This window comes from Pseudomonas benzopyrenica (assembly GCF_036884265.1).
Classification (GTDB): domain Bacteria; phylum Pseudomonadota; class Gammaproteobacteria; order Pseudomonadales; family Pseudomonadaceae; genus Chryseomonas; species Chryseomonas benzopyrenica.
The window spans coordinates 4811888-4831680 of record NZ_CP145723.1 but is presented as its reverse complement, the minus strand read 5'-3'; the positions used below and the strand labels follow the sequence as shown (position 1 = coordinate 4831680).

The 19793-nt window shown below is 65.6% G+C and carries 15 protein-coding genes; 12 read left to right on the top strand and 3 right to left on the bottom strand.

Annotated elements, in window-relative coordinates:
- Positions 1–2 precede the first annotated feature (2 nt).
- Both V6W80_RS22800 and V6W80_RS22795 read right to left on the bottom strand, forming a co-directional pair.
- Positions 3–1790 carry a GMC family oxidoreductase gene (locus V6W80_RS22800; RefSeq protein ID WP_338545437.1) on the bottom strand — a complete coding sequence of 596 codons (1788 nt, stop codon included), beginning with the start codon at positions 1788–1790 and terminating at the stop codon, positions 3–5.
- Positions 1790–2521, bottom strand: a complete 732-nt coding sequence (locus V6W80_RS22795; RefSeq protein ID WP_338545436.1) for a gluconate 2-dehydrogenase subunit 3 family protein — start codon at positions 2519–2521, stop codon at positions 1790–1792. Before V6W80_RS22795 ends, V6W80_RS22800 begins: the two co-directional genes overlap by 1 nt.
- A 574-nt stretch (positions 2522–3095) precedes the next feature.
- Here V6W80_RS22795 and gabP point away from each other — a divergent pair.
- Both gabP and V6W80_RS22785 read left to right on the top strand, forming a co-directional pair.
- Complete coding sequence (gene gabP / locus V6W80_RS22790; RefSeq protein ID WP_017639328.1) at positions 3096–4484, top strand: GABA permease; 1389 nt, start codon at positions 3096–3098, stop codon at positions 4482–4484.
- Positions 4485–4839: 355 nt separating this feature from the next.
- On the top strand, positions 4840–5049 hold the full coding sequence (locus V6W80_RS22785; protein WP_017639329.1) for a DUF1127 domain-containing protein: 210 nt from the start codon (positions 4840–4842) through the stop codon (positions 5047–5049).
- 125 nt (positions 5050–5174) lie between these two features.
- Here the strand turns inward: V6W80_RS22785 and V6W80_RS22780 are convergent, their stop codons facing one another.
- The gene (locus V6W80_RS22780) at positions 5175–5402 is read right to left on the bottom strand and encodes a hypothetical protein (RefSeq protein ID WP_143075250.1); all 228 of its coding nucleotides are present in this window, start codon (positions 5400–5402) and stop codon (positions 5175–5177) included.
- 308 nt (positions 5403–5710) lie between these two features.
- On the opposite strand from V6W80_RS22780, the gene V6W80_RS22775 reads away from it, so the two are divergent.
- From V6W80_RS22775 to garD, 10 genes are all read left to right on the top strand, one after another.
- Positions 5711–6814 carry an efflux RND transporter periplasmic adaptor subunit gene (locus V6W80_RS22775; protein WP_143075251.1) on the top strand — a complete coding sequence of 368 codons (1104 nt, stop codon included), beginning with the start codon at positions 5711–5713 and terminating at the stop codon, positions 6812–6814.
- The gene (locus tag V6W80_RS22770; RefSeq protein ID WP_338545435.1) at positions 6811–7881 is read left to right on the top strand and encodes an efflux RND transporter periplasmic adaptor subunit; all 1071 of its coding nucleotides are present in this window, start codon (positions 6811–6813) and stop codon (positions 7879–7881) included. The genes V6W80_RS22775 and V6W80_RS22770 overlap by 4 nt, the downstream gene beginning before the upstream one ends.
- Positions 7878–10928, top strand: a complete 3051-nt coding sequence (locus V6W80_RS22765; protein ID WP_338545434.1) for an efflux RND transporter permease subunit — start codon at positions 7878–7880, stop codon at positions 10926–10928. The genes V6W80_RS22770 and V6W80_RS22765 overlap by 4 nt, the downstream gene beginning before the upstream one ends.
- Positions 10929–11160: 232 nt before the next feature.
- Complete coding sequence (locus V6W80_RS22760; RefSeq protein ID WP_026083654.1) at positions 11161–12102, top strand: LysR family transcriptional regulator; 942 nt, start codon at positions 11161–11163, stop codon at positions 12100–12102.
- A 119-nt stretch (positions 12103–12221) separates the two neighbouring features.
- Positions 12222–12392, top strand: a complete 171-nt coding sequence (locus V6W80_RS22755; protein ID WP_017639335.1) for a hypothetical protein — start codon at positions 12222–12224, stop codon at positions 12390–12392.
- 120 nt (positions 12393–12512) lie between these two features.
- Entirely contained in the window at positions 12513–14324 is a 1812-nt protein-coding gene (locus V6W80_RS22750; RefSeq protein ID WP_338545433.1) for an aminopeptidase P family protein, read from the top strand.
- Positions 14321–15361 carry a low specificity L-threonine aldolase gene (locus tag V6W80_RS22745; RefSeq protein ID WP_338545432.1) on the top strand — a complete coding sequence of 347 codons (1041 nt, stop codon included), beginning with the start codon at positions 14321–14323 and terminating at the stop codon, positions 15359–15361. The genes V6W80_RS22750 and V6W80_RS22745 overlap by 4 nt, the downstream gene beginning before the upstream one ends.
- A 271-nt stretch (positions 15362–15632) precedes the next feature.
- A complete protein-coding gene (locus tag V6W80_RS22740) occupies positions 15633–16670 on the top strand; it encodes a LacI family DNA-binding transcriptional regulator (protein ID WP_068384614.1) in 1038 nt (345 codons plus the stop codon).
- 166 nt (positions 16671–16836) lie between these two features.
- A complete protein-coding gene (locus V6W80_RS22735) occupies positions 16837–18195 on the top strand; it encodes an MFS transporter (RefSeq protein ID WP_017639339.1) in 1359 nt (452 codons plus the stop codon).
- A gap of 21 nt (positions 18196–18216) precedes the next feature.
- Positions 18217–19773, top strand: coding sequence for a galactarate dehydratase (garD, locus tag V6W80_RS22730; protein ID WP_338545431.1), 1557 nt, complete (start codon positions 18217–18219; stop codon positions 19771–19773).
- The last annotated feature ends 20 nt before the right edge of the window (positions 19774–19793 follow it).

The window sequence follows — 19793 nt, the reverse complement described above, 5'->3', positions numbered from 1 at the left end:
TCTCATGCCTGCACCAGGGGGCCGGGGTTCTTCAGGTACTGCTCGCGGATGGCCCGCGCCGACCAATAGGTCAGGGCCGCCACCAGGCCGGTGGGGTTGTAGCCCAGGCCCTGGGGAAAGGCCGAGGCGCCCGGCACGAAGACGTTGTGCACGTCCCAGCTCTGCAGGTAGCGATTGACCGCGCTGGTCTTGGGGTCGGTACCCATGATGGCGCCACCGTTGAGGTGGGTGGTCTGGTAGCTGGCGGTGTTGAAGTGCCCGCCGAAGTCTTTGACCGAGACGCTGATGTGCTCGGGATTCATGGCCTCGGCGATCTTCTTCATCTTGTCGGCCATGAAGCGGGTCATGCGGATGTCGTTGTCCTTCCAGTCGAAGGTCATGCGCAGCAGCGGCTGGCCATAGGCGTCCCGGTAGGTGGGGTCCAGATCCAGGTAGTTGTCACGATAGGACTGGTGCGCGCCATGGGCGTCCATCGACAGCTGGTGGTTGTAGTAGCCGGCCTGGGCCTTTTTCCAGGCACTGCCCCACTGCGGGGTGCCGGGTGGATTGGCCGCCCCGGCGATGGGCCGGGTGCCGGCCTGGTTGACCCACATGGGCGAGCCGCCGACGAAGCCGTGCGGGCCATGGTCGAAGTTGTCGGCATTGAAGTCGTCCACTGCCACGCCGTTGCCACCGGCGCCGATGAAGGGATTGGTGTGGTGCTGATCCTTGCGGAAGAAGGCCTTGATGGTGGCCATGTTCTGATAGGCGAAGTTGCGCCCGACCACGCCCTCGCCGGTCTTGGGATCATAGGGCTGACCGATGCCCGACAGCAGCATCAGGCGTACGTTGTTGAACTGGAAGGCGGCGAGGATGACGATGTCGGCCGGCTGTTCCAGCTCCTGGCCCTGGGCGTCCAGGTAGGTCACCCCGGTGGCCTTCTTGCCGGTGCTGTCCAGGTTCACCCGCAGCACATGGGCCTGGCTGCGCAGCTCGAAGCGCGGCTCCTGCTTGAGCGCCGGCAGGATATTGAGATTCGGCGAGGCCTTGGAATACATGTAGCAGACGTAGCCGCTGCAGTAGCCGCAGAAGTTGCAGGGGCCCATCTGGCACCCATAGGGATTGGTGTAGGGGCCCGAGGTGTTGGCCGACGGCAGGTTGTAGGGGTGATAGCCCACCTCGCGCGCGGCCTTCTCGAACAGCTGTGCCGAGACGGTGTTCTTTTGCGCCGGCAGCGGGAAGTCGCTGGAGCGATCCGGGGCATAGGGATTGCCACCCTTGCCATCGCCCACCACCTGGCCCTTGACGCTCCAGGCGGTGCCCGAGGTGCCGAACACCTTTTCGGCGAAGTCGAAGTAGGGCTCCAGCTCGGCGTAGCTGACGCCGAAGTCCTGGATGGTCATGCCGTCGGGGATGAATTTCTTGCCGTAGCGTTCTTCATAGTGGCTGCGCAGGCGCAACTCCACCGGATCGACCCGGAAGTGCACGCCCGACCAGTGCAGGCCCGCGCCACCCACGCCATCGCCGGGCAGGAAGACGCCCAGCTGGCGGTTGGGCAGGGCGACGTCGTTGACGCTGTGGCGGATGGTGACGGTTTCCTTGGACACATCGACGAACAGCTTCTTGCGGATGCTGTAGGTGAGTTCGTCGATCACCTGGGGATAGGAGCCGTCGGGATAGGTGTCACGGTAGCTGCCGCGTTCCAGGGCCACCACGTCCAGGCCGGCCTCGGTCAGTTCCTTGGCCATGATGGCCCCCGTCCAGCCGAAGCCGACGATCACCACGTTCTTGCTGGGCAGTACCTTGGCCATCAACCGCGCTCCCCGCGAATGGAGACCGGGGGCAGCGGATAGCGCTCATCGCGTTCCACCCAGTCCATGAAGTCGGCGCGGGCGCCGGGAAAATTCACCAGTTTCCAGCCGACCAGTTCCTTGTTGCCGCCATGCAGCGGATCGCAATAGAAGCCTTCCTTGGTGTTCTGCAGCAGCTGGGCGAAGAACAGCTTGGCTGGTACGCCGTCCAGGGCGGCGTCACCGCTTTCCAGGGCCTTGAGGGTTGCGTCCTGCTCGGCAGGTACCAGCTCGGCGAAGACCTTGCCGTGTTGCTGACGGGTCCAGCGGTCCACCGCGGCGATCCCCAGGCGATAGAGATCCTGCGGCACCAGGCGACTCTGATAGCCCATTTCCGGTGCGGCATCGACGGCGAAGGGGCCCTGCATGTACCAGAGGCCACCGCGGGCATAGGCGGTCTGCATCTGCCGATCGATGAACTCCGGCGCACCGGCTTCCAAGGCACCCGGGCCCAGTTCGTCCGCCGGAATCAGCCGGGCCACCGCAGCCTGTACGAAGGCCCATTCCTCGGCGGTGAAGAACACTGGCTGGTAGTGGTCGGCGCGCGGACTGCTGCCGGGCTTGTTTTCCGGTGTGGGCGCGGCGAGTGCCAGACCTGAGGTTGCACCGCCCGCCAGGGCGACCACGGGGATCAGGCTCAGGGACTTGCGCAGGAAGTCGCGACGGGCCGGGACGGAATCGTCTGCGGACATGATCAAGGTCTCATCAGGTGCCCGACGTGATCCGCAGGGCTTATGGTTAGCTAGCTAATATGTTGGAATATTACCAATATATGGCCACTGCAGTTACATTTTGTCGCAGCTGTGCAGAGGCTTGGCAGCCATTCAAGTTCCCTTCACCCGTGCGGCGATGCGCAAAAGCCTCTTTGTTGGCCTTTGAAGTCCTGATTTCGTCAGTCCGAGCAGCTGCGATGGACCTTTACCGTGGAAAGGATATTTCTTGAGGAGATCGAGGCCTTCGTGCTGCCTCGCCGGGTGGAGGCAGTAGCATCCTCGTCACATGCGGTTACCTGAGGTTCCACCTTTGTCGGCACCATGATGGTGCAAGTTGCACAAAGTGATACCTAACGAAGCAAGGTAGAAGCGCAGCGGCACACGAAAGAAATCGTTTTGCACATCAAATAGTTAGTGCAATAGCTAGGCAAAGTGCCGCTTTTTCGCGACTTTGCGCGAAGCGTTGCACCCTTTGAGTTCATTTTGTGCCGATTTCAGCGAGGGTGGCGCGCAAGTTGCACTTGGGAGGCTTTCCGTTGTCAGGTAACACCTTATGTCCAACGTAGAATGCAACCTCTCTCCGGCGCTCAAACCGCGCCATGTGACCATGTTGTCCATCGCTGGAGTGATCGGTGCCGGTCTGTTCGTCGGCTCCGGTCATGCCATCGCCGCTGCCGGTCCGGCCGTGCTGCTGGCCTACGCCCTGGCCGGCACCCTGGTGGTGCTGGTCATGCGCATGCTGGGTGAAATGGCGGTCGCCTCGCCCGATACCGGCTCCTTCTCGTCCTATGCCCAACAGGGCATCGGCCGCTGGGCCGGCTTCACCATCGGCTGGCTGTACTGGTGGTTCTGGGTGCTGGTCATTCCGCTGGAGGCCGTGGCTGCCGCCGCCATCCTCAATGCCTGGTTCCCGGCCATCGCCACCTGGCAGTTCGCGCTGATCATCACCGGCATCCTGACCGTGACCAACCTGTTCAGCGTCGCCAAGTACGGCGAGTTCGAATTCTGGTTCGCTCTGCTCAAGGTCATCGCCATCGTCGCCTTCATCGCCCTGGGCGCGGCGGCGCTGGTCGGTGCTCTGCCCGGTCGCGAGGTCAGTGGCCTGAGCAATCTGATGGCCCATACCGGCGGCTTCATGCCCAATGGCTTTGGCGCGGTGCTGGGCGCCCTGCTGACCACCATGTTCAGCTTCATGGGCACCGAGATCGTCACCATCGCCGCGGCTGAATCCAAGGATCCGTCCCGGCAGATCAGCAAGGCCACCAACTCGGTGATTTGGCGGATCGCGCTGTTCTATCTGGTCTCCATCTTCCTGGTGGTGTCCATGGTGCCCTGGAACGATGCCCAGCTGCCGATCGTGGGGTCCTACCAGCGCGCCCTGGAAGTGCTGTCGATTCCCAATGCCAAGCTGATCGTCGACTGTGTGGTCCTGGTCGCCGTGGCCAGCTGCCTGAACTCGGCGCTCTACACCGCGTCGCGCATGCTCTACTCCCTGGCCCGCCGTGGCGATGCCCCGGCCAAGATGGGGCGTGCCTCCAGCGCTGGCGTGCCCCGTACCGCGGTGCTGGCCAGCACCGCCGTGGGTTTCCTGACCACCATCGCCAACTACACCATGCCCGAGGCGGTGTTCAGCTTCCTGCTGTCCACCTCCGGTGCCGTCGCCCTGTTGGTCTACCTGGTGATCGCCGTGACCCAGCTGCGCCTGAGACGCAAGCTGATGGCCCGGGGCGAGCGTCTGGAATTCCGCATGTGGCTGTTCCCCTGGCTGACCTGGGCGGTGATCGTCTTCATCGTCGGCGCCCTGACCGTGATGCTGTTCAGCGACGCCCACCGCTTCGAGATCCTGGCGACCGGTCTGCTGGCACTGGTGGTCGTGGCCATCGGTACCTGGGTGGGTCGGCGTCAGCCTGCCGCCCCGAGCCTGGCCGCTGCCGCGCGTTGACGGTGAGAGGCTTCCGGCGCCCACCGGGCGTCGGAAGCGCTCCTTTCTGGAGCATGACGGCGTTTCCAGGCTGGACAGTGGGTGCGGTAACAGGTAGAACAGCAGTCCTGTTTCGTTGGCCTCGGGCCAACTGTATAGCTCGAATTTCCGCGATGTTCCTTCTGGTAACCAATTTTTGCACTGCAATGGTGCAAAGCGTTACAGAATGACCCAAATTGCAGCAGTACAGTTGCAATTGTGTGCTGAGTGATCCGCGAACCTTTCCTTGTACTGTTACTGGTGGTAGCACTCGCCTGGCGAGACAATGGCGCCATTCGATGACCAGTACCCGTCACAAGCGGGAAGGAAAGCCACCATGGAACGCACCTTCAGTTCCTCGCTGTACAACGCCAAGCCCAGCAACCGTGTGCCCGTTGCCCTGCGCGTTATCTCCACCCTGTCCACCTGGCAGCGTCGCATCGCCAGCCGTAACGAACTGGCTCGCCTGGACACCCGCATGCTGGCTGACGCCGGTATCACCGAGGCCCAGCGCTACCAGGAAATGCACAAGCCGTTCTGGCGCTGAGCCCGGCTGCTGCACAGTTTCCACAGACCCCGCTTCGGCGGGGTTTGTTTTGTCTGCGTCTCGAACGCCAGGCAGCAAAAAGCCCCGGCATGCCGGGGCTTTGTGTTACCGCCAGAAAGCTGGGCTTACTGCATGTTGTTCTGGTTGCGCGCGTCGACCTTGTTGGGTTTCTCGCTCTTGAAGGGGACTTCGGCACCACCATCAGCACCGCCCTTGACGGTGGTCTTGCCCGGTACGGCTTCGGTAGCAGAACCATTGACGGCCGTGGCGCTCTTGGAGGTTTCGGCCGCGAAGACACCCGTGGCCATCGACAGCATCACAGCAGCGGTAGAGGTGATCAGCAGCTTTTTCATGAGTTCGGCCTCGTCGAAGTAAACCTGGGAATCTGGTTGGGCCCGTTCCAGTGGAGAGACGGGCATCAGCTGCGAACGGGCAGGTCCACAGCGCTCGTTGTAGTTGACTGCGCCCTGGAATGCCGGGTTCCAGGGCATTTGTGAACATTTGTGGGCAAGTTGCCGCTCTGGTACCGACCATTTGCGCAGGCGGCCCCGCCGTAGCGCTTCCCAAGCAGCGCCCAGCGCCGGACAATTCGTTGGACGAACCCCCCGCGCCGCCTGTGGTCAGTTCGCAGATCGCGCCTCTTCCACCGATAAGGATAATCATGAGGGCTCTCCGCCTTGCTCACCTCTGCCAGGTAACGGTCGCTCTGGCCCTGGTAACGCTGTTGCCAGGCTGTTCCCAGGAGCGACCGCCCACCGAGGAACCGGCGCGGGTGGTGGTGACGCAGCTGAGCCCGATAAAGGATGCTCAGCGCATTCCCTTCACCGGTGATATCCAGGCGCGGGTGCAGGCACCGCTCGGCTTCCGTGTGAGCGGCAAGATCAGCGAGCGGCTGGCGGACGTCGGGGATCGGGTACGCGAGGGCCAGATCCTCGCGCGGCTGGATCCCCAGGATCTGCGCAACAACCTGGCCGCCGCCCAGGCCCAGGTGGAGGCCCAGGAAGCCCGCGCCCGGCTGGCGCGGGTCGATTTCGAGCGCCAGGCCGCGCTCTTGCCCAAGGGCTATACCAGTCGCAGCCAGTACGACCAGGCCCAGGCCACCCTCGATGGCGCCCGCAGTGCGCTGCAAACCGCCGTAGCCCAGCGCGACGATGCGCGCAAGCAGCTGGGCTATACCGAATTGCGCGCCAGCGCCGCTGGGGTGCTGACCGCCCGTCATGCCGAAGCCGGTCAGGTGGTGCAGGCCGGCGCGGCGATCTTCGACTTGGCGGTGAGCGGCGAACTCGATGCCGTCTTCGATCTCTACGAATCCCTGGCCCGCGAACTCCAGGTCGGCCAGCGGCTGCCCGTCGCCCTGCAGGCGCAACCGGCGATCGCGACCCAGGGCACCCTGCGCGAGATCGCCCCGACGGTGGCGAGCAGCGGCACGGTACGCATCAAGGTACAGCTGGACCGGCCACCCGCCGCCATGACCCTTGGCGCGGTGGTGAATGCGCAGCTGGAGGGTGTGGCCGAGCAGGGCTTCGCCCTGCCCTGGACGGCGCTGAACGGCACCACCGATCAGCCCGCCGCCTGGCGCCTGAACGAAGACGGCCGGGTCAGCCTGCAGCCGCTGCGCATCGAGCGCTACACCCGCGACAGCATCATCGTCAGCGACGGCCTCAAGGCCGGCGACCGCATCGTGGTCGCCGGCGGCCAGGCCCTGAGTCCCGGCCAGAAGGTCGAGGTCGCCGAGCGCTCCGCCTTCAACGAGGTGCGCCCATGAAGCCCCTCCTGCCGCTCTGCCTGCTGCTGGTTCTCGCCGGCTGTTCCGACGACGAGGCGCCACCGCCGCCGATCCGGCCGGTAGCGACCCTGACCCTCAGCGCGCCGCAGCCCCAGCGTGAGGTGTTCGCCGGCAGCATCCAGGCGCGCTACGAGAGCGTGCTGGGCTTTCGCGTCGGTGGCCGCATGACCCGCCGCCTGCTGGACGTGGGTCAGCCGGTGCGCCGCGGCCAGTTGCTGGCCGCGCTGGACCCCACCGATCAGGACAATGCCCTACGCAGTCGTCAGGGCCAGAGCGCCGATGCCGACGCCCAGTGGCGCGATGCCCGCAACGATGCCCGGCGCCAGCAGCAGCTGTTCGACCAGGGCGTCGGTTCGCGCTCCCAGCTGGACCAGGCGCTGACCCGGCTGCATACCCTGGAGGCCGCCCGCGAACAGGCCCAGAGCGCCGAGCGGCAGGCCCGCGATCAGCGCAACTATGCCGAGCTCTACAGCGATTTCGACGGCGTGATCACCGCCTGGCAGGCCGAGGTCGGCCAGGTGGTGTCCGCCGGTCAGCCGGTGGTGCGGGTCGCCCGCCCGGACATCCGCGAGGCGGTGCTGGACCTGCCGACTCAGGCCATCGGTCAGTTGACCCCAGGTCGTGTCCTGACCGTGCGCATGGCGCTGGATCCGGCCGTGGCGGTGCAGGGCCGGGTGCGCGAGATCGAGCCCCAGGCCGATGCCACCACCCGTACCCGGCGGGTGCGCCTGACCCTGGACGAGCCACCGGCCGCATTGCGCATCGGCAGTCTGGTGCAGGGCGAACTGGCGTCGCCACCAGCCGCAGGCCTGTCTCTGCCAATCCAGGCGCTGCGGCGCCAGAACGGCCAGACCTCGGTCTGGGTGGTGGCAGGCCAGGGCGTGCAGGCGCAGGTGCGCCAGCGGCCGGTCGAGGTGCTGCGCGAGGCGGACGGCCTGGCATGGATCGGCAACGGTCTGAGCGCCGGTGAGCGGGTGGTGATAGCCGGGGTCAACAGTCTCGAGGAGGGACAGCGGGTGAAGGATCAGGAGGGCGCTCGGCCATGAAAGGCTTCAACCTGTCGGACTGGGCGCTGCGCCACCAATCCTTCGTCTGGTACCTGATGTTCGTCGCCCTGCTGATGGGCGTCTTCTCCTACATGAAGCTGGGCCGCGAGGAAGACCCGTCCTTCGCCATCAAGACCATGGTCATCCAGACCCGCTGGCCGGGGGCGACCACCGAGGAGACCCTGCGCCAGGTCACCGAGCGGGTGGAAAAGAAGCTCGAAGAACTGGATTCGCTGGACTACACCAAGAGCTTTACCCGGCCGGGCCAGTCCACGGTATTCGTCTATCTGCGTGACACCACGCCGGCCAAGGCGATTCCCGACATCTGGTACCAGGTGCGCAAGAAGGTCTCCGACATCCAGGGCGAATTCCCCCAGGGTATCCAGGGACCGGCCTTCAACGACGAATTCGGTGACGTCTTCGGCAGCATCTATGCCTTCACCGGCGACGGCTTCAGCATGCGCCAGCTGCGCGACCAGGTGGAGCAGGTGCGCCGCGAGATCCGTAGCGTGCCGGGCATCGGCAAGGTGCAACTGATCGGTGCGGAGAACGAGGTCATCTACCTGGACTTCTCCACCCGCAAGCTGGCCGCCCTGGGGCTGGATCAGCGCCAGGTGATGCAGAGTCTGCAGCAGCAGAACGCGGTGACGCCCTCGGGGACCATCGAATCCGGCGCCGAGCGCATCAGCGTGCGTACCAGTGGCGAATTCCGCTCCACCGCCGATCTGGCCGCGGTCAATCTGCGCATCGACGATCGCTTCTATCGCCTCACCGATCTGGCCGACATCCGCAGCGGGTATGCCGATCCGCCCAGTTCGCTGTTCCGCTACAAGGGCCAGCCGGCCATTGGCCTGGCCATCGCCATGAGCAGCGGTGGCAACATCCAGACCTTTGGCGCGGCCCTGACCGAAAAGATGCAGGAGCTGACCGGCGCCTTGCCGGTGGGCATCGGCGTGTACGTGGTCTCCAACCAGGCGCAGGTGGTGGAAAAGGCCGTCGGCGGCTTTACCCGGGCGCTGTTCGAGGCGGTCATCATCGTGCTGGTGGTGAGCTTCATCAGCCTTGGCGTGCGCGCCGGGCTGGTGGTGGCGCTGTCGATCCCCCTGACCCTGGCGCTGGTGTTCGTCTTCATGGAATACAGCGGCATCACCATGCAGCGGATTTCCCTCGGCGCCTTGATCATCGCCCTGGGTCTCTTGGTGGACGACGCCATGATCACCGTGGAGATGATGGTGACCAAGCGGGAGGAGGGCGAGTCGTTGCACCGCTCGGCGACCTTCGCCTACGAGTCCACCGCCTTTCCCATGCTCACCGGCACCCTGGTGACGGTGGCCGGTTTCGTGCCCATCGGCCTCAACTCCAGCAGCGCCGGCCAGTACACCTTTACCCTGTTTGCGGTAATCGCCGTGGCGCTGCTCTTGTCCTGGATCGTCGCGGTGTTCTTTTCGCCGGTGATCGGCGTGCACATCCTGCCGAAGAAGGTGAAGCAGAAGGATCATGACCAGCCCGGCCGCCTGGCGCGCTGGTCCGACGGCCTGCTGCTGGGCGCCATGCGCCATCGCTGGCTGACCATCATCCTCACGGTGCTGCTGTTCGCCGCGGCGCTGTTCGCCATGAAGTTCGTGCAGAACCAGTTCTTCCCATCTTCGGATCGGCCCGAGCTGCTGATCGACTTCAACCTGCCGCAGAACGCCTCCCTCGATGCCACCCGCGCGCAGATGGACAGGTTCGAAAAGACCCTGGCCGACGATCCGGACGTGGCCCACTGGAGTTCCTATGTCGGCCAGGGCGCGGTGCGCTTCTACCTGCCGCTGGACCAGCAGCTGGAGAATCCCTTCTATGGCCAGGTGATCCTGGTGGCCAAGGATCTGGAAGCCCGCAATCGGCTGCTGCCCAAGCTCAAACAGCGCCTGCGCCAGGACTTCGTCGGGCTGTCCGGCTACGTTCAGCCCCTGGAAATGGGCCCGCCGGTGGGGCGGCCGATTCAGTACCGCATCAGCGGCCCGGACGTCGCCGAGGTGCGTCGCCAGGCGCTGGCCCTGGCCAGCGTGCTGGGCAAGAGTCCGCAGCTGGGCGACTTCCTCTACGACTGGAACGAGCCGGCGCGGATGCTCAAGGTCGAGGTCAACCAGGACAAGGCGCGGCAGCTGGGTTTCTCTTCCCAGGACGTGGCGCAGATCCTCAATGGCGTGGTGACCGGCACCCCGGTGACCCAGGTGCGCGACGACATCTACCTGGTCAACGTGGTGGCGCGGGCCAGCGAGGCCGAGCGGCGCTCGGTGGAGACCCTGGAGAATCTGCAGATCATGACGCCCCAGGGCGTCGCGGTGCCGCTCAAGGCCTTCGCCCGTATCGACTACGCCCTGGAGCAGCCGCTGGTATGGCGCCGCGATCGGCTGCCCACCATCACCCTCAAGGCCTCGATCCTCAGCGAGATCCAGGCGCCGGATCTGGTCAAGCAGCTGCAGCCGGACGTGGATGCCTTCATCGCCAAGCTGCCGCCGCGTTATCAGGTGGCGGTAGGCGGTACGGTGGAGGAGAGCAGTAAGGCCCAGGGCCCCATCGCCGAGGTGGTGCCGCTGATGCTGTTCCTCATGGCCACCTTCCTGATGATCCAGCTGCACAGCATCCGCAAGCTGTTCCTGGTGGCGAGCGTGGCGCCCCTCGGGCTGATCGGCGTGGTGCTGGGCTTGATCCCCTTCGGCCAGCCGCTGGGCTTCGTCGCCATCCTCGGGGTGCTGGCGCTGATCGGCATCATCATCCGCAACTCGGTGATCCTGGTGACCCAGATCGACGCCTTCGAGCGTGACGGTCGCTCGCCCTGGGACGCCGTGGTGGAAGCCACCCGCCACCGCCGCCGGCCGATCCTGCTGACCGCCGCCGCGGCCAGCCTGGGCATGATTCCCATCGCCCGCGAGGTGTTCTGGGGACCCATGGCCTATGCCATGATCGGCGGGATCGTCGCGGCGACGCTGCTGACCCTGCTGTTCCTGCCAGCGCTCTATATCGCCAGCTACCGCATTCGCGAGCCGGAGCGGAAGGGCTGAGGCAGCGGGCCTGGCTCAAAAGACGGGCAAAAAAAACGGCCTTCCGACCGAGGTCTCCAGAGGAGACGTCTGCCGGAAGGCCGCAAGGAGCTATCCAAGGAGCCACTGCCGGAGGGAAGGATTCGCGCGGTCAAAATGTCGAATCCACAGCAGCTCACCGCACCACTATCGGGCGTGTGACTTTTTCAATAAAGTGACGGCTTGACGAAACTCCATTGCGAAAAAGGCAATAATGGATATTTTCCAAGGCATGCGCATCTTCGTCCGGGTGGTGGATCTGGGCAGTCTCACGGCTGCCGCCCACACCCTCGCCCTGTCCACCGCCCAGGTGTCGCGCCTGCTGGCGGAACTGGAAAGCCACCTGCAGACCCGTCTGTTGCACCGCACCACCCGGCGGCTCGCACTGACCGAGGCGGGCGAGCGCTATCTCGAACGCTGTCGGCGCATCCTGCAGGATGTCGGCGAGGCCGAAGCCGAAGCCAGCGGTGCCCATCTCAAGCCCCATGGCCATCTGCGCCTGCATTCCATGACCGGCCTGGGCACCCAGCTGCTGGCACCACTGGTGTCGCGCTTCTGCGCCCGCTATCCCCACGTCGAGATCGTCATGACGCTCTCGCAGAACCATCCGGCGCTGCTGGAGGATGGGCATGACATCGCCATCACCCTGGACACCGAGCTGGCCGATTCGGATTTCGTCGCCCAGCGTCTCGGTGGCGTCTATAGCGTGGTCTGCGCGGCGCCCAGCTACCTGGCGCAGCGTCCGGCGCCCAAGGTACCGGCCGATCTCGCCGAGCACGACTGCCTGCGGCTGCTGGATCCCAACTTCTCCGAGCGTTGGGTCTTCGCTGGTCCCGAAGGCGAGCTGCAGGTGGCGCCGCGCTACGTCTTCCAGGTCAACGTCGCCGAGGCCCTGGCCAGCGTGGCGCGGCAGGGCATGGGCATCTGCCTGCTACCCAGTTACATCGCGGTCAACTACCTGCGCGATGGCAGTCTGGTACGGCTACTGCCCAACTTCCGCCTACGCGAGCGCACCATCCATGCGCTCTATCCCTCGCGGCGCTTTCTCGACGCCAAGATCAAGACCTGGATCGACTTCCTCAAGGAAGAACTTCCCGAGCGCCTGCAGGTAGAAAATCTGGTGCTGGAAGACCAACGCTACTGGGCTAAGGACTAAGCCATGGCTTGTTGCAGGTTTTGTAATAGTGAATTAGTTAGCATGCTATTTATTAGGCTGCATTCATTACCTAGAATGGTCCCGTACCCCGATGAACACGACCTTTTTAGGAGTTCGCCATGAAACGTTCTCTGTCCGCCCTGTTGCTGACCCTTGCCACCCTGACCGCCGCCCAATTCGCTGCTGCCGACGACAATCCCAGCCTGAGATACAAGCTGGTAGATCAGAATCATGCCGCCATGCAGCACTACGGGGATCAGGCTGCTCCCGCCGCCAACCTGCGTCGCTGAGCTACTCAGTTTTCGAAAGACCACCCCTCTTTGCTCCTTTGGTCTTTCTCCGCCGCACCCTTTGGGTGCGGCTTTTTTATATCTGCGGCACACTGAGCTTCTGACCTTGTCGAGGTGCTCATGACCGCCACCCCCGCTCAACGACTTGCCCACCTGCGCGCCTTCCTGGCCGAGCAGGGCGCCGATGCCTGCCTGATCCCCAGCGCCGATCCCCACCTGTCCGAGTACCTGCCCGAACACTGGCAGGGGCGGGCCTGGCTATCTGGTTTCGCCGGCTCCGCTGGGCTGCTGCTGGTGACCCGCCAGGCCGCCGGCGTCTGGACCGACAGTCGCTACTGGGAGCAGGCCACCCAGGAGCTGGCGGGCAGCGGCATCGACCTGATGAAGCAGGTCGCCAGCCAGCCCCAGGCCCACCTGCAGTGGCTGGCCGACCAGGTGCCCGAGGGTGGCACGGTGCTGGTGGACGGCCAGGTGCTGTCCCTGGGCTCCGCCGCCGCCCTGCGCCGGGCGCTGGAGCCCAAGGGCATCCAGTTGCGTACCGACCTCGATCCCCTGGCGGCGATCTGGAGCGATCGCCCCGCGTTACCGGCCGCGCCGCTCTATGCCCATATCGCGCCCCATGCGCCCCAGCCGCGCAGCGCCAAGCTCGCCCAGGTGCGCCAGGCGCTGGCGGAGGCAAAGGCCGACTGGCATTTCATCTCTTCGCTGGACGACATCGCCTGGCTGCTCAACCTGCGTGGCGCCGACGTGCCCTACAACCCGGTGTTCCTCGCCCATCTGCTGCTGGGTAGAGACAGCTGCCAGCTGTTCATCGACCCGGCCAAGGTGCCGGCGGAGATCCGCGCGGCCCTGGCAGCGGATGGCGTGGCGCTGGCCGACTACGCCCAGGCCGCCACCGAGCTGGGCCTGCTGCCAGCGGACAGCACCCTGCTGGTGGACCCGGCGCGGGTCACCCTGGGCCTCGCCGAGGCCGCACCGACGAGCGTCAAGCGCCTGGAGCAGATAAATCCCTCGACCCTGCTCAAGGCCTGCAAGACCGCTGAGGAAGTGGCCCAGGTACGCACCGCCATGGAGGAGGACGGTGCGGCCCTGTGCGTCTTCTTCGCCCGTTTCGAAGCCGCCCTGGCCCGCGGCGAGCGGCTCACCGAGCTGACCGTGGACGACTGGCTGAGCGAGGCCCGCGCTGCCCGGCCCCACTTCGTCTCCCTGAGCTTCGCCACCATCGCCGGCTTCAACGCTGGTGGCGCCCTGCCGCACTATCGGGCCACCGAAGAAGCCCATGCCGAACTCCAGGGTGACGGCCTGCTGCTGATCGACAGCGGCGGCCAGTACCTGGGCGGCACCACCGATATCACCCGGGTAGTGCCCATCGGCACCCCCAGCGCCGCCCAGAAGCGCGACTTCACCCTGGTGCTCAAGGGCATGCTGGCGCTGTCGCGGGCGCGCTTTCCGGCCGGGGTCGCCGCGCCCATGCTCGACGCCCTGGCGCGCGAGCCGATCTGGGCCGCCGGCATCGACTACGGCCATGGCACCGGCCACGGCGTGGGCTACTTCCTCAATGTGCACGAGGGACCGCAGTCGATTTCCTTCTATGCCACGGTCACCCCGCACCATGTCCTGCGCGAGGGCATGATCACCTCCAACGAACCGGGCATCTATCGTCCCGGCCAGTGGGGCGTGCGGCTGGAGAACCTGCTCCTGTGCACCCGCGCCGAGACCACCGAATTCGGCGACTTCCTGGCCTTCGAGACCCTGACCCTCTGTCCGCTGGATACCCGCTGCCTGGATCTTGCCTTGTTGCGCGCCGACGAGCTGGACTGGCTGGATGGCTATCACGCCGAGGTCCGCCGCCGCGTGCTGCCGCTAGTGGAAGGCGCCGCCCGTGACTGGCTGCTGGCCCGTACCGAACCCGTCGCGAGGACTGACGCATGAGCAGCAACGCCCAGCAATTCGCCAGTGACAACTATTCCGGCATCTGCCCGGAGGCCTGGGCGGCCATGGCGGCGGCCAACGTCGGTCACGAGACCGCCTATGGCAACGACACCTGGACGGCGCGCGCCGCCGATCGCTTCCGCCAGCTGTTCGAGACCGATTGCGAGGTGTTCTTCGCCTTCAACGGCACCGCGGCCAACTCCCTGGCCCTGGCGGCGCTGTGCCAGAGCTACCACAGCGTGATCTGCTCCGACACCGCCCACGTCGAGACCGACGAATGCGGGGCGCCGGAATTCTTTTCCAACGGCTCCAAGCTGCTGCTGGCGCCGGCCCACCAGGGCAAGCTGACCCCGGGTGCCATTCAGCAGATCGCCACCAAGCGCGCCGATATCCACTTTCCCAAGCCGCGCGCGGTGACCGTCACCCAGGCCACCGAGGTGGGCACCCTCTATGGCCTCAACGAACTGCAGGCCATCAGCGCCACCTGCCGCGACCTCGGCCTGCACCTGCACATGGACGGCTCGCGCTTTTCCAACGCCGTGGCCGGCCTGGGCTGCACCCCGGCCGAGGTGACCTGGAAGGCTGGCGTCGACGTGCTCTGCTTTGGCGGCACCAAGAGCGGCATGGCGGTGGGGGAGGCCATCCTCTTCTTCAACCGCGAGCTGGCCGAAGACTTCGAGTACCGCTGCAAGCAGGCCGGCCAGCTGGCCTCGAAGATGAGATTCCTCTCCGCGCCCTGGCTGGGCGTGCTGGAAAACGACACCTGGCTGCGCCACGCCCGCCACGCCAACGCCATGGCCCAGCTGCTGGCCGGGCGAGTGCGCGACGTGCCCGGGGTGGACTTCATGTTCCCGGTGGAAGCCAACTCGGTGTTCCTGCAGCTGTCCGAGCCAGCGCTGGAATTCCTGCGCGGCCGTGGCTGGCGCTTCTACACCTTCATCGGCAGCGGGGGTGCGCGTTTCATGTGCTCCTGGGACACCGAAGAGGCTCGCGTGCTGGAGCTGGCGGCGGATATTCGCCTGGCGATGGGGGGTTAGGTTGTACCGCCATGGCGAGGCGGCCGCTGCTGACGCGTACTCGATTCTGTAGGAGCGGCCGCATCGGCGGACCGCCATGGCCGCGATCAAACCTGGCATAGGGTGTATCGCGGCCATGGGCCGCTCCTACGGGATTCGCTGCTTTCTCATCCATCGGTACCCATTCCCATACGGAAAACGCTGCGTGGTTTTCCACGCTACGGTGTTCGCCGGGGACGCCGCCCCCACCAACCGTTACCATGGCCAACCTCTCCATCATCCCTGGCGATCCATGGCCAAGAAGTCCAGCAAAGTCCTCACTGCCGCTGTCAATCCCGCTGCCCCCACGCTCATCGACGTGGCCCGGGTCGCCGGGGTGTCGCCGATCACCGTCTCGCGGGCGCTGAATCGACCGGAGATCGTCAGCGAGGCGGCGCGGGAGAAGGTGCTGGCAGCCGTGCGGGTTACCGGCTACGTACCCAATCTGCTGGCCGGTGGCCTGGCCTCCAATCGCAGTCGCCTGGTGGCGCTGTTCGTGCCGACCATCGTCCACTCCATCTTCGCCGAGACCGTTCAGGCGTTGATGGCGCGGTTGTCCCAGGCGGGCTACCAGACCTTGCTGGGCCTAACCGGCTACAGCGCCGAACAGGAAGAGCAACTCTTGGCCGCGGTGCTGGGGCGCAAACCCGATGGCATCGTGCTCACCGGTACCCTGCACACCGCGGCCAGTCGCCAGCGCCTGGCCCAGGCCGGCATCCCGGTGGTGGAGTCCTGGGACCTGGGCGAAGACCCGCTGGACATGCAGGTGGGCTTCTCCCACGAAGCGGTGGGCCGGGCCCAGGCCGAGCACCTGCACGCCCGCGGTTATCGGCGCTTCGCCGTGGTCTCGGTGGACGACCCCCGCGCCTTGCGCCGCTGCCGCAGTCTGGTCGCCCGGCTGGCCGAGTTGGGCTTGGCGGAACCGCCGCTGGAAATCCTGCCGGCGCCAGCTCTGGTGGAATCCGGGCGGGCGGGGTTGCGCCAGTTGCTGGCCCGCGACGAGGGCTTCGACGTGGTGGTTTGCAGCTCCGACACCGTCGCCCAGGGGGTGATGGCGGAAGCCGCGAGTCGCGGGCTGCGCCTGCCCGAGGATCTGGCGGTGCTGGGCTTCGGCAATCTCTCGAGCGCTGCCCAGATGCACCCGGCACTGTCGTCGGTGAGCGTCGAAGGCGATCGCATGGGCACCCTGGCAGCAGAGGCGCTGCTGCAACGGTTCAACCAGGGCGAGCGGGCCCGGGACGCGGTGCGCATCGACACCGGCTTCCACATCATCGACCGTGCCACGACCTGACCACCGGCGTCGAAGTCGTTAGACGTCATACTTGTATGGTTGCGCAATCATGGCTTAGTCTTGGACAAACGCCGGGGCTGAGTCAGGTTGTCGCATCAAGGTATGATTGCGCAATCATCCAGCAGTCCGCGCCTTCAATAAAAACAATCACGCAAGAGGGATCCCCATGGATGCCACAAGACCCACCCGGGTGCGTTACCTGATCCTGTTGATGCTGTTCGTGGTGACCACCATCAACTATGCCGATCGCGCCACCATCGCCATCGCCGGCTCCAGCCTGCAGAAAGACCTCGGCATCAGCGCCGTCACCCTCGGCTATATCTTCTCCGCCTTCGGCTGGGCCTATGTGGCCGGGCAGATTCCCGGCGGCTGGCTGCTGGATCGCTTCGGTTCGAAGAAGGTCTATGCCGGCAGCATCTTCTTCTGGTCGTTGTTCACGCTGCTGCAGGGCCTGGTCGGCGGCCTGCCGGTGGCCTGGGCGGTGACCACCCTGTTCATGCTGAGATTCCTGGTCGGGCTGGCCGAGGCGCCGTCCTTTCCGGGCAATGCGCGCATCGTCGCCGCCTGGTTCCCTACCGCCGAACGCGGCACCGCCTCGGCGATCTTCAACTCGGCGCAGTATTTCGCCACCGCGCTGTTCGCGCCGATCATGGGCGGCATCGTCTTCCACTTCGGCTGGGAGCACGTCTTCGTCATCATGGGCGCCCTGGGCATCCTCTTCTCCGGGGTCTGGCTGAAGTACATCCACAATCCCAAGGAGCATCCGCGCATCAATGCCGCGGAGCTGGCGCACATCCGCGACAACGGCGGCCTGGTGGACATGGACAACGGCGCCCGCCAGCAGGGCGGCGGTCCCAAGTGGCACTACATCACCCAGCTGCTGACCAACCGCATGATGCTGGGCGTCTACCTCGGCCAGTACTGCATCAATGCCATCACCTATTTCTTCCTGACCTGGTTCCCGGTGTACCTGGTGCAGGAGCGTGGCATGACCATCCTCAAGGCCGGCTTCATCGCCTCGCTGCCGGCGATCTGCGGCTTCATCGGCGGGGTGCTCGGCGGGGTGATCTCCGACTACCTGCTGCGCCGCGGTCACTCCCTGACCTTCGCTCGCAAGTTGCCCATCGTCTGTGGCCTGCTGCTCTCCACCAGCATGATCTTCTGCAACTACGTCGATGCCGACTGGATGGTGGTGGGCTTCATGACCCTGGCCTTCTTCGGCAAGGGCATCGGTGCCCTGGGTTGGGCGGTGGTGGCCGACACCTCGCCCAAGCAGATCGCCGGGCTTTCCGGCGGCCTGTTCAACACCTTCGGCAACCTGGCCTCCATCACCACCCCCATCGTCATCGGCTACATCATCGCCGCCACCGGTTCCTTCAAGTGGGCGCTGGTCTATGTCGGCGCCAATGCCCTGGTGGCGGTGTTCAGCTACCTGTTCATCGTCGGTCGCATCCAGCGCGTCGAGCTGCGTACCGCCGACGGCGAGATCCTGGGCGCGACCCAGCCTGACCCGGTCCGGGCCTGAGCCCCGGCAGAGGATAAGAAAATGCACCTGATCGATCACCGTGATTCGCCGCGCTACATCAAGCTCCACCCCCAGGACAACGTCGGGGTGGTGGTCAACGAACCCGGCGTGGCCGCCGGCACCGCCTTCGCCGACGGCCTGACCACCGTCGAGGCCATTCCCCAGAGCCACAAGGTCTCCCTGGTGGACCTCAGGCAAGGCGCCGAGGTGGTGCGCTATGGCGAGGTCATCGGCTACGCCCTGCAGGACATCCCGGCCGGCAGCTGGATCACCGAAGCCCTGCTGCGCATGCCGGAGCCGCCCGCCTTGGACAACCTGCCCAAGGCCACGGCGCCTGGCCAGATCGGCGAACCCCTGGAGGGCTACACCTTCGAGGGTTTCCGCAATCCGGACGGCAGCGTCGGCACCCGCAACATCCTGGCGGTGACCACCACCGTGCAGTGCGTGGTGGGGGTGCTGGATCACTGCGTGGAGCGAGTACGCAAAGAGATCCTGCCGCGCTATCCCCATGTCGACGACGTGGTGCCGCTGTCCCACAGCTATGGCTGCGGCGTGGCCATCAATGCCCCGGATGCGGTGATCCCGATCCGCACCCTGCACAACATCAGCCGCAATCCCAACTTCGGCGGCCAGGCGCTGGTCATCGGCCTGGGCTGCGAGAAGCTGCAGGCCAGCCAACTGATGCCGGGCGACGACCTCACCGCCGGGCAGAACGAAGAGGACTGGTTGTTTCGCCTGCAGGATTCGGCCAACGGCTTCGCCGGTATGGTCGAGCAGATCATGGGCCTGATCGAGGTGCGTCTGGAGGTGCTCGATCAGCGCCGCCGCGAGACGGTGCCGGCCGCCGAACTGGTGGTGGGCATGCAGTGCGGCGGCAGCGATGCCTTCTCCGGCATCACCGCCAATCCGGCCCTGGGCGTGGCTGCCGATCTGCTGGTGCGGGCCGGCGCCACGGTGATGTTCTCCGAGAACACCGAGGTGCGCGACGGCATCCACCTGCTGACCCCACGCGCCGCCACCCCCGAGGTGGCCGATGCGCTGATCCGCGAGATGGACTGGTACGACCGCTACCTGGAGCGGGGCATGGCTGATCGCAGCGCCAATACCACCCCTGGCAACAAGAAGGGCGGCCTGAACAACATCGTCGAAAAGGCCATGGGGTCGATCGCCAAGTCGGGTACCAGCCCCATCGCCGGGGTCATCGCTCCGGGCGAGAAGATCAGAGGCAAGGGCCTGTATTTCGCCGCCACCCCGGCCAGCGACTTCATCTGCGGCACCCTGCAGTTGGCGGCCGGCATGAATCTGCACATCTTCACCACCGGCCGCGGCACCCCCTATGGCCTGTCCATGGTGCCGGTGATCAAGGTCTCGACCCGCACCCAGCTGGCCGAGCGTTGGCCCGACCTGATCGACATCGATGCCGGGCGGGTGGTGAGCGGGCGGTTGTCGCTGGAGGAGATGGGCTGGGAGATCTTTCAGTGCTACCTGGATGTAGCCAGCGGTCGCCGCCAGACCTGGGCGGAGCGCCATCGCCTGCACAACGACCTGGCGCTGTTCAATCCGGCGCCGGTGACCTGAGCCACAGGGCAATAAAAAAG

Excerpts from the sequence above, each read along its gene's own strand:
- V6W80_RS22750 (WP_338545433.1), top strand. The coding sequence starts at position 12,513 with ATGACCGCCACCCCCGCTCAACGACTTGCCCACCTGCGCGCCTTCCTG.
- V6W80_RS22755 (WP_017639335.1), top strand. The coding sequence starts at position 12,222 with ATGAAACGTTCTCTGTCCGCCCTGTTGCTGACCCTTGCCACCCTGACC.
- garD (WP_338545431.1), top strand. The coding sequence starts at position 18,217 with ATGCACCTGATCGATCACCGTGATTCGCCGCGCTACATCAAGCTCCAC.
- V6W80_RS22800 (WP_338545437.1), bottom strand. The coding sequence starts at position 1,790 with ATGGCCAAGGTACTGCCCAGCAAGAACGTGGTGATCGTCGGCTTCGGC.
- V6W80_RS22745 (WP_338545432.1), top strand. The coding sequence starts at position 14,321 with ATGAGCAGCAACGCCCAGCAATTCGCCAGTGACAACTATTCCGGCATC.
- V6W80_RS22795 (WP_338545436.1), bottom strand. The coding sequence starts at position 2,521 with ATGTCCGCAGACGATTCCGTCCCGGCCCGTCGCGACTTCCTGCGCAAG.
- V6W80_RS22775 (WP_143075251.1), top strand. The coding sequence starts at position 5,711 with ATGAGGGCTCTCCGCCTTGCTCACCTCTGCCAGGTAACGGTCGCTCTG.
- V6W80_RS22760 (WP_026083654.1), top strand. The coding sequence starts at position 11,161 with ATGGATATTTTCCAAGGCATGCGCATCTTCGTCCGGGTGGTGGATCTG.
- V6W80_RS22785 (WP_017639329.1), top strand. The coding sequence starts at position 4,840 with ATGGAACGCACCTTCAGTTCCTCGCTGTACAACGCCAAGCCCAGCAAC.
- V6W80_RS22765 (WP_338545434.1), top strand. The coding sequence starts at position 7,878 with ATGAAAGGCTTCAACCTGTCGGACTGGGCGCTGCGCCACCAATCCTTC.
- V6W80_RS22735 (WP_017639339.1), top strand. The coding sequence starts at position 16,837 with ATGGATGCCACAAGACCCACCCGGGTGCGTTACCTGATCCTGTTGATG.
- gabP (WP_017639328.1), top strand. The coding sequence starts at position 3,096 with ATGTCCAACGTAGAATGCAACCTCTCTCCGGCGCTCAAACCGCGCCAT.
- V6W80_RS22770 (WP_338545435.1), top strand. The coding sequence starts at position 6,811 with ATGAAGCCCCTCCTGCCGCTCTGCCTGCTGCTGGTTCTCGCCGGCTGT.
- V6W80_RS22780 (WP_143075250.1), bottom strand. The coding sequence starts at position 5,402 with ATGAAAAAGCTGCTGATCACCTCTACCGCTGCTGTGATGCTGTCGATG.
- V6W80_RS22740 (WP_068384614.1), top strand. The coding sequence starts at position 15,633 with ATGGCCAAGAAGTCCAGCAAAGTCCTCACTGCCGCTGTCAATCCCGCT.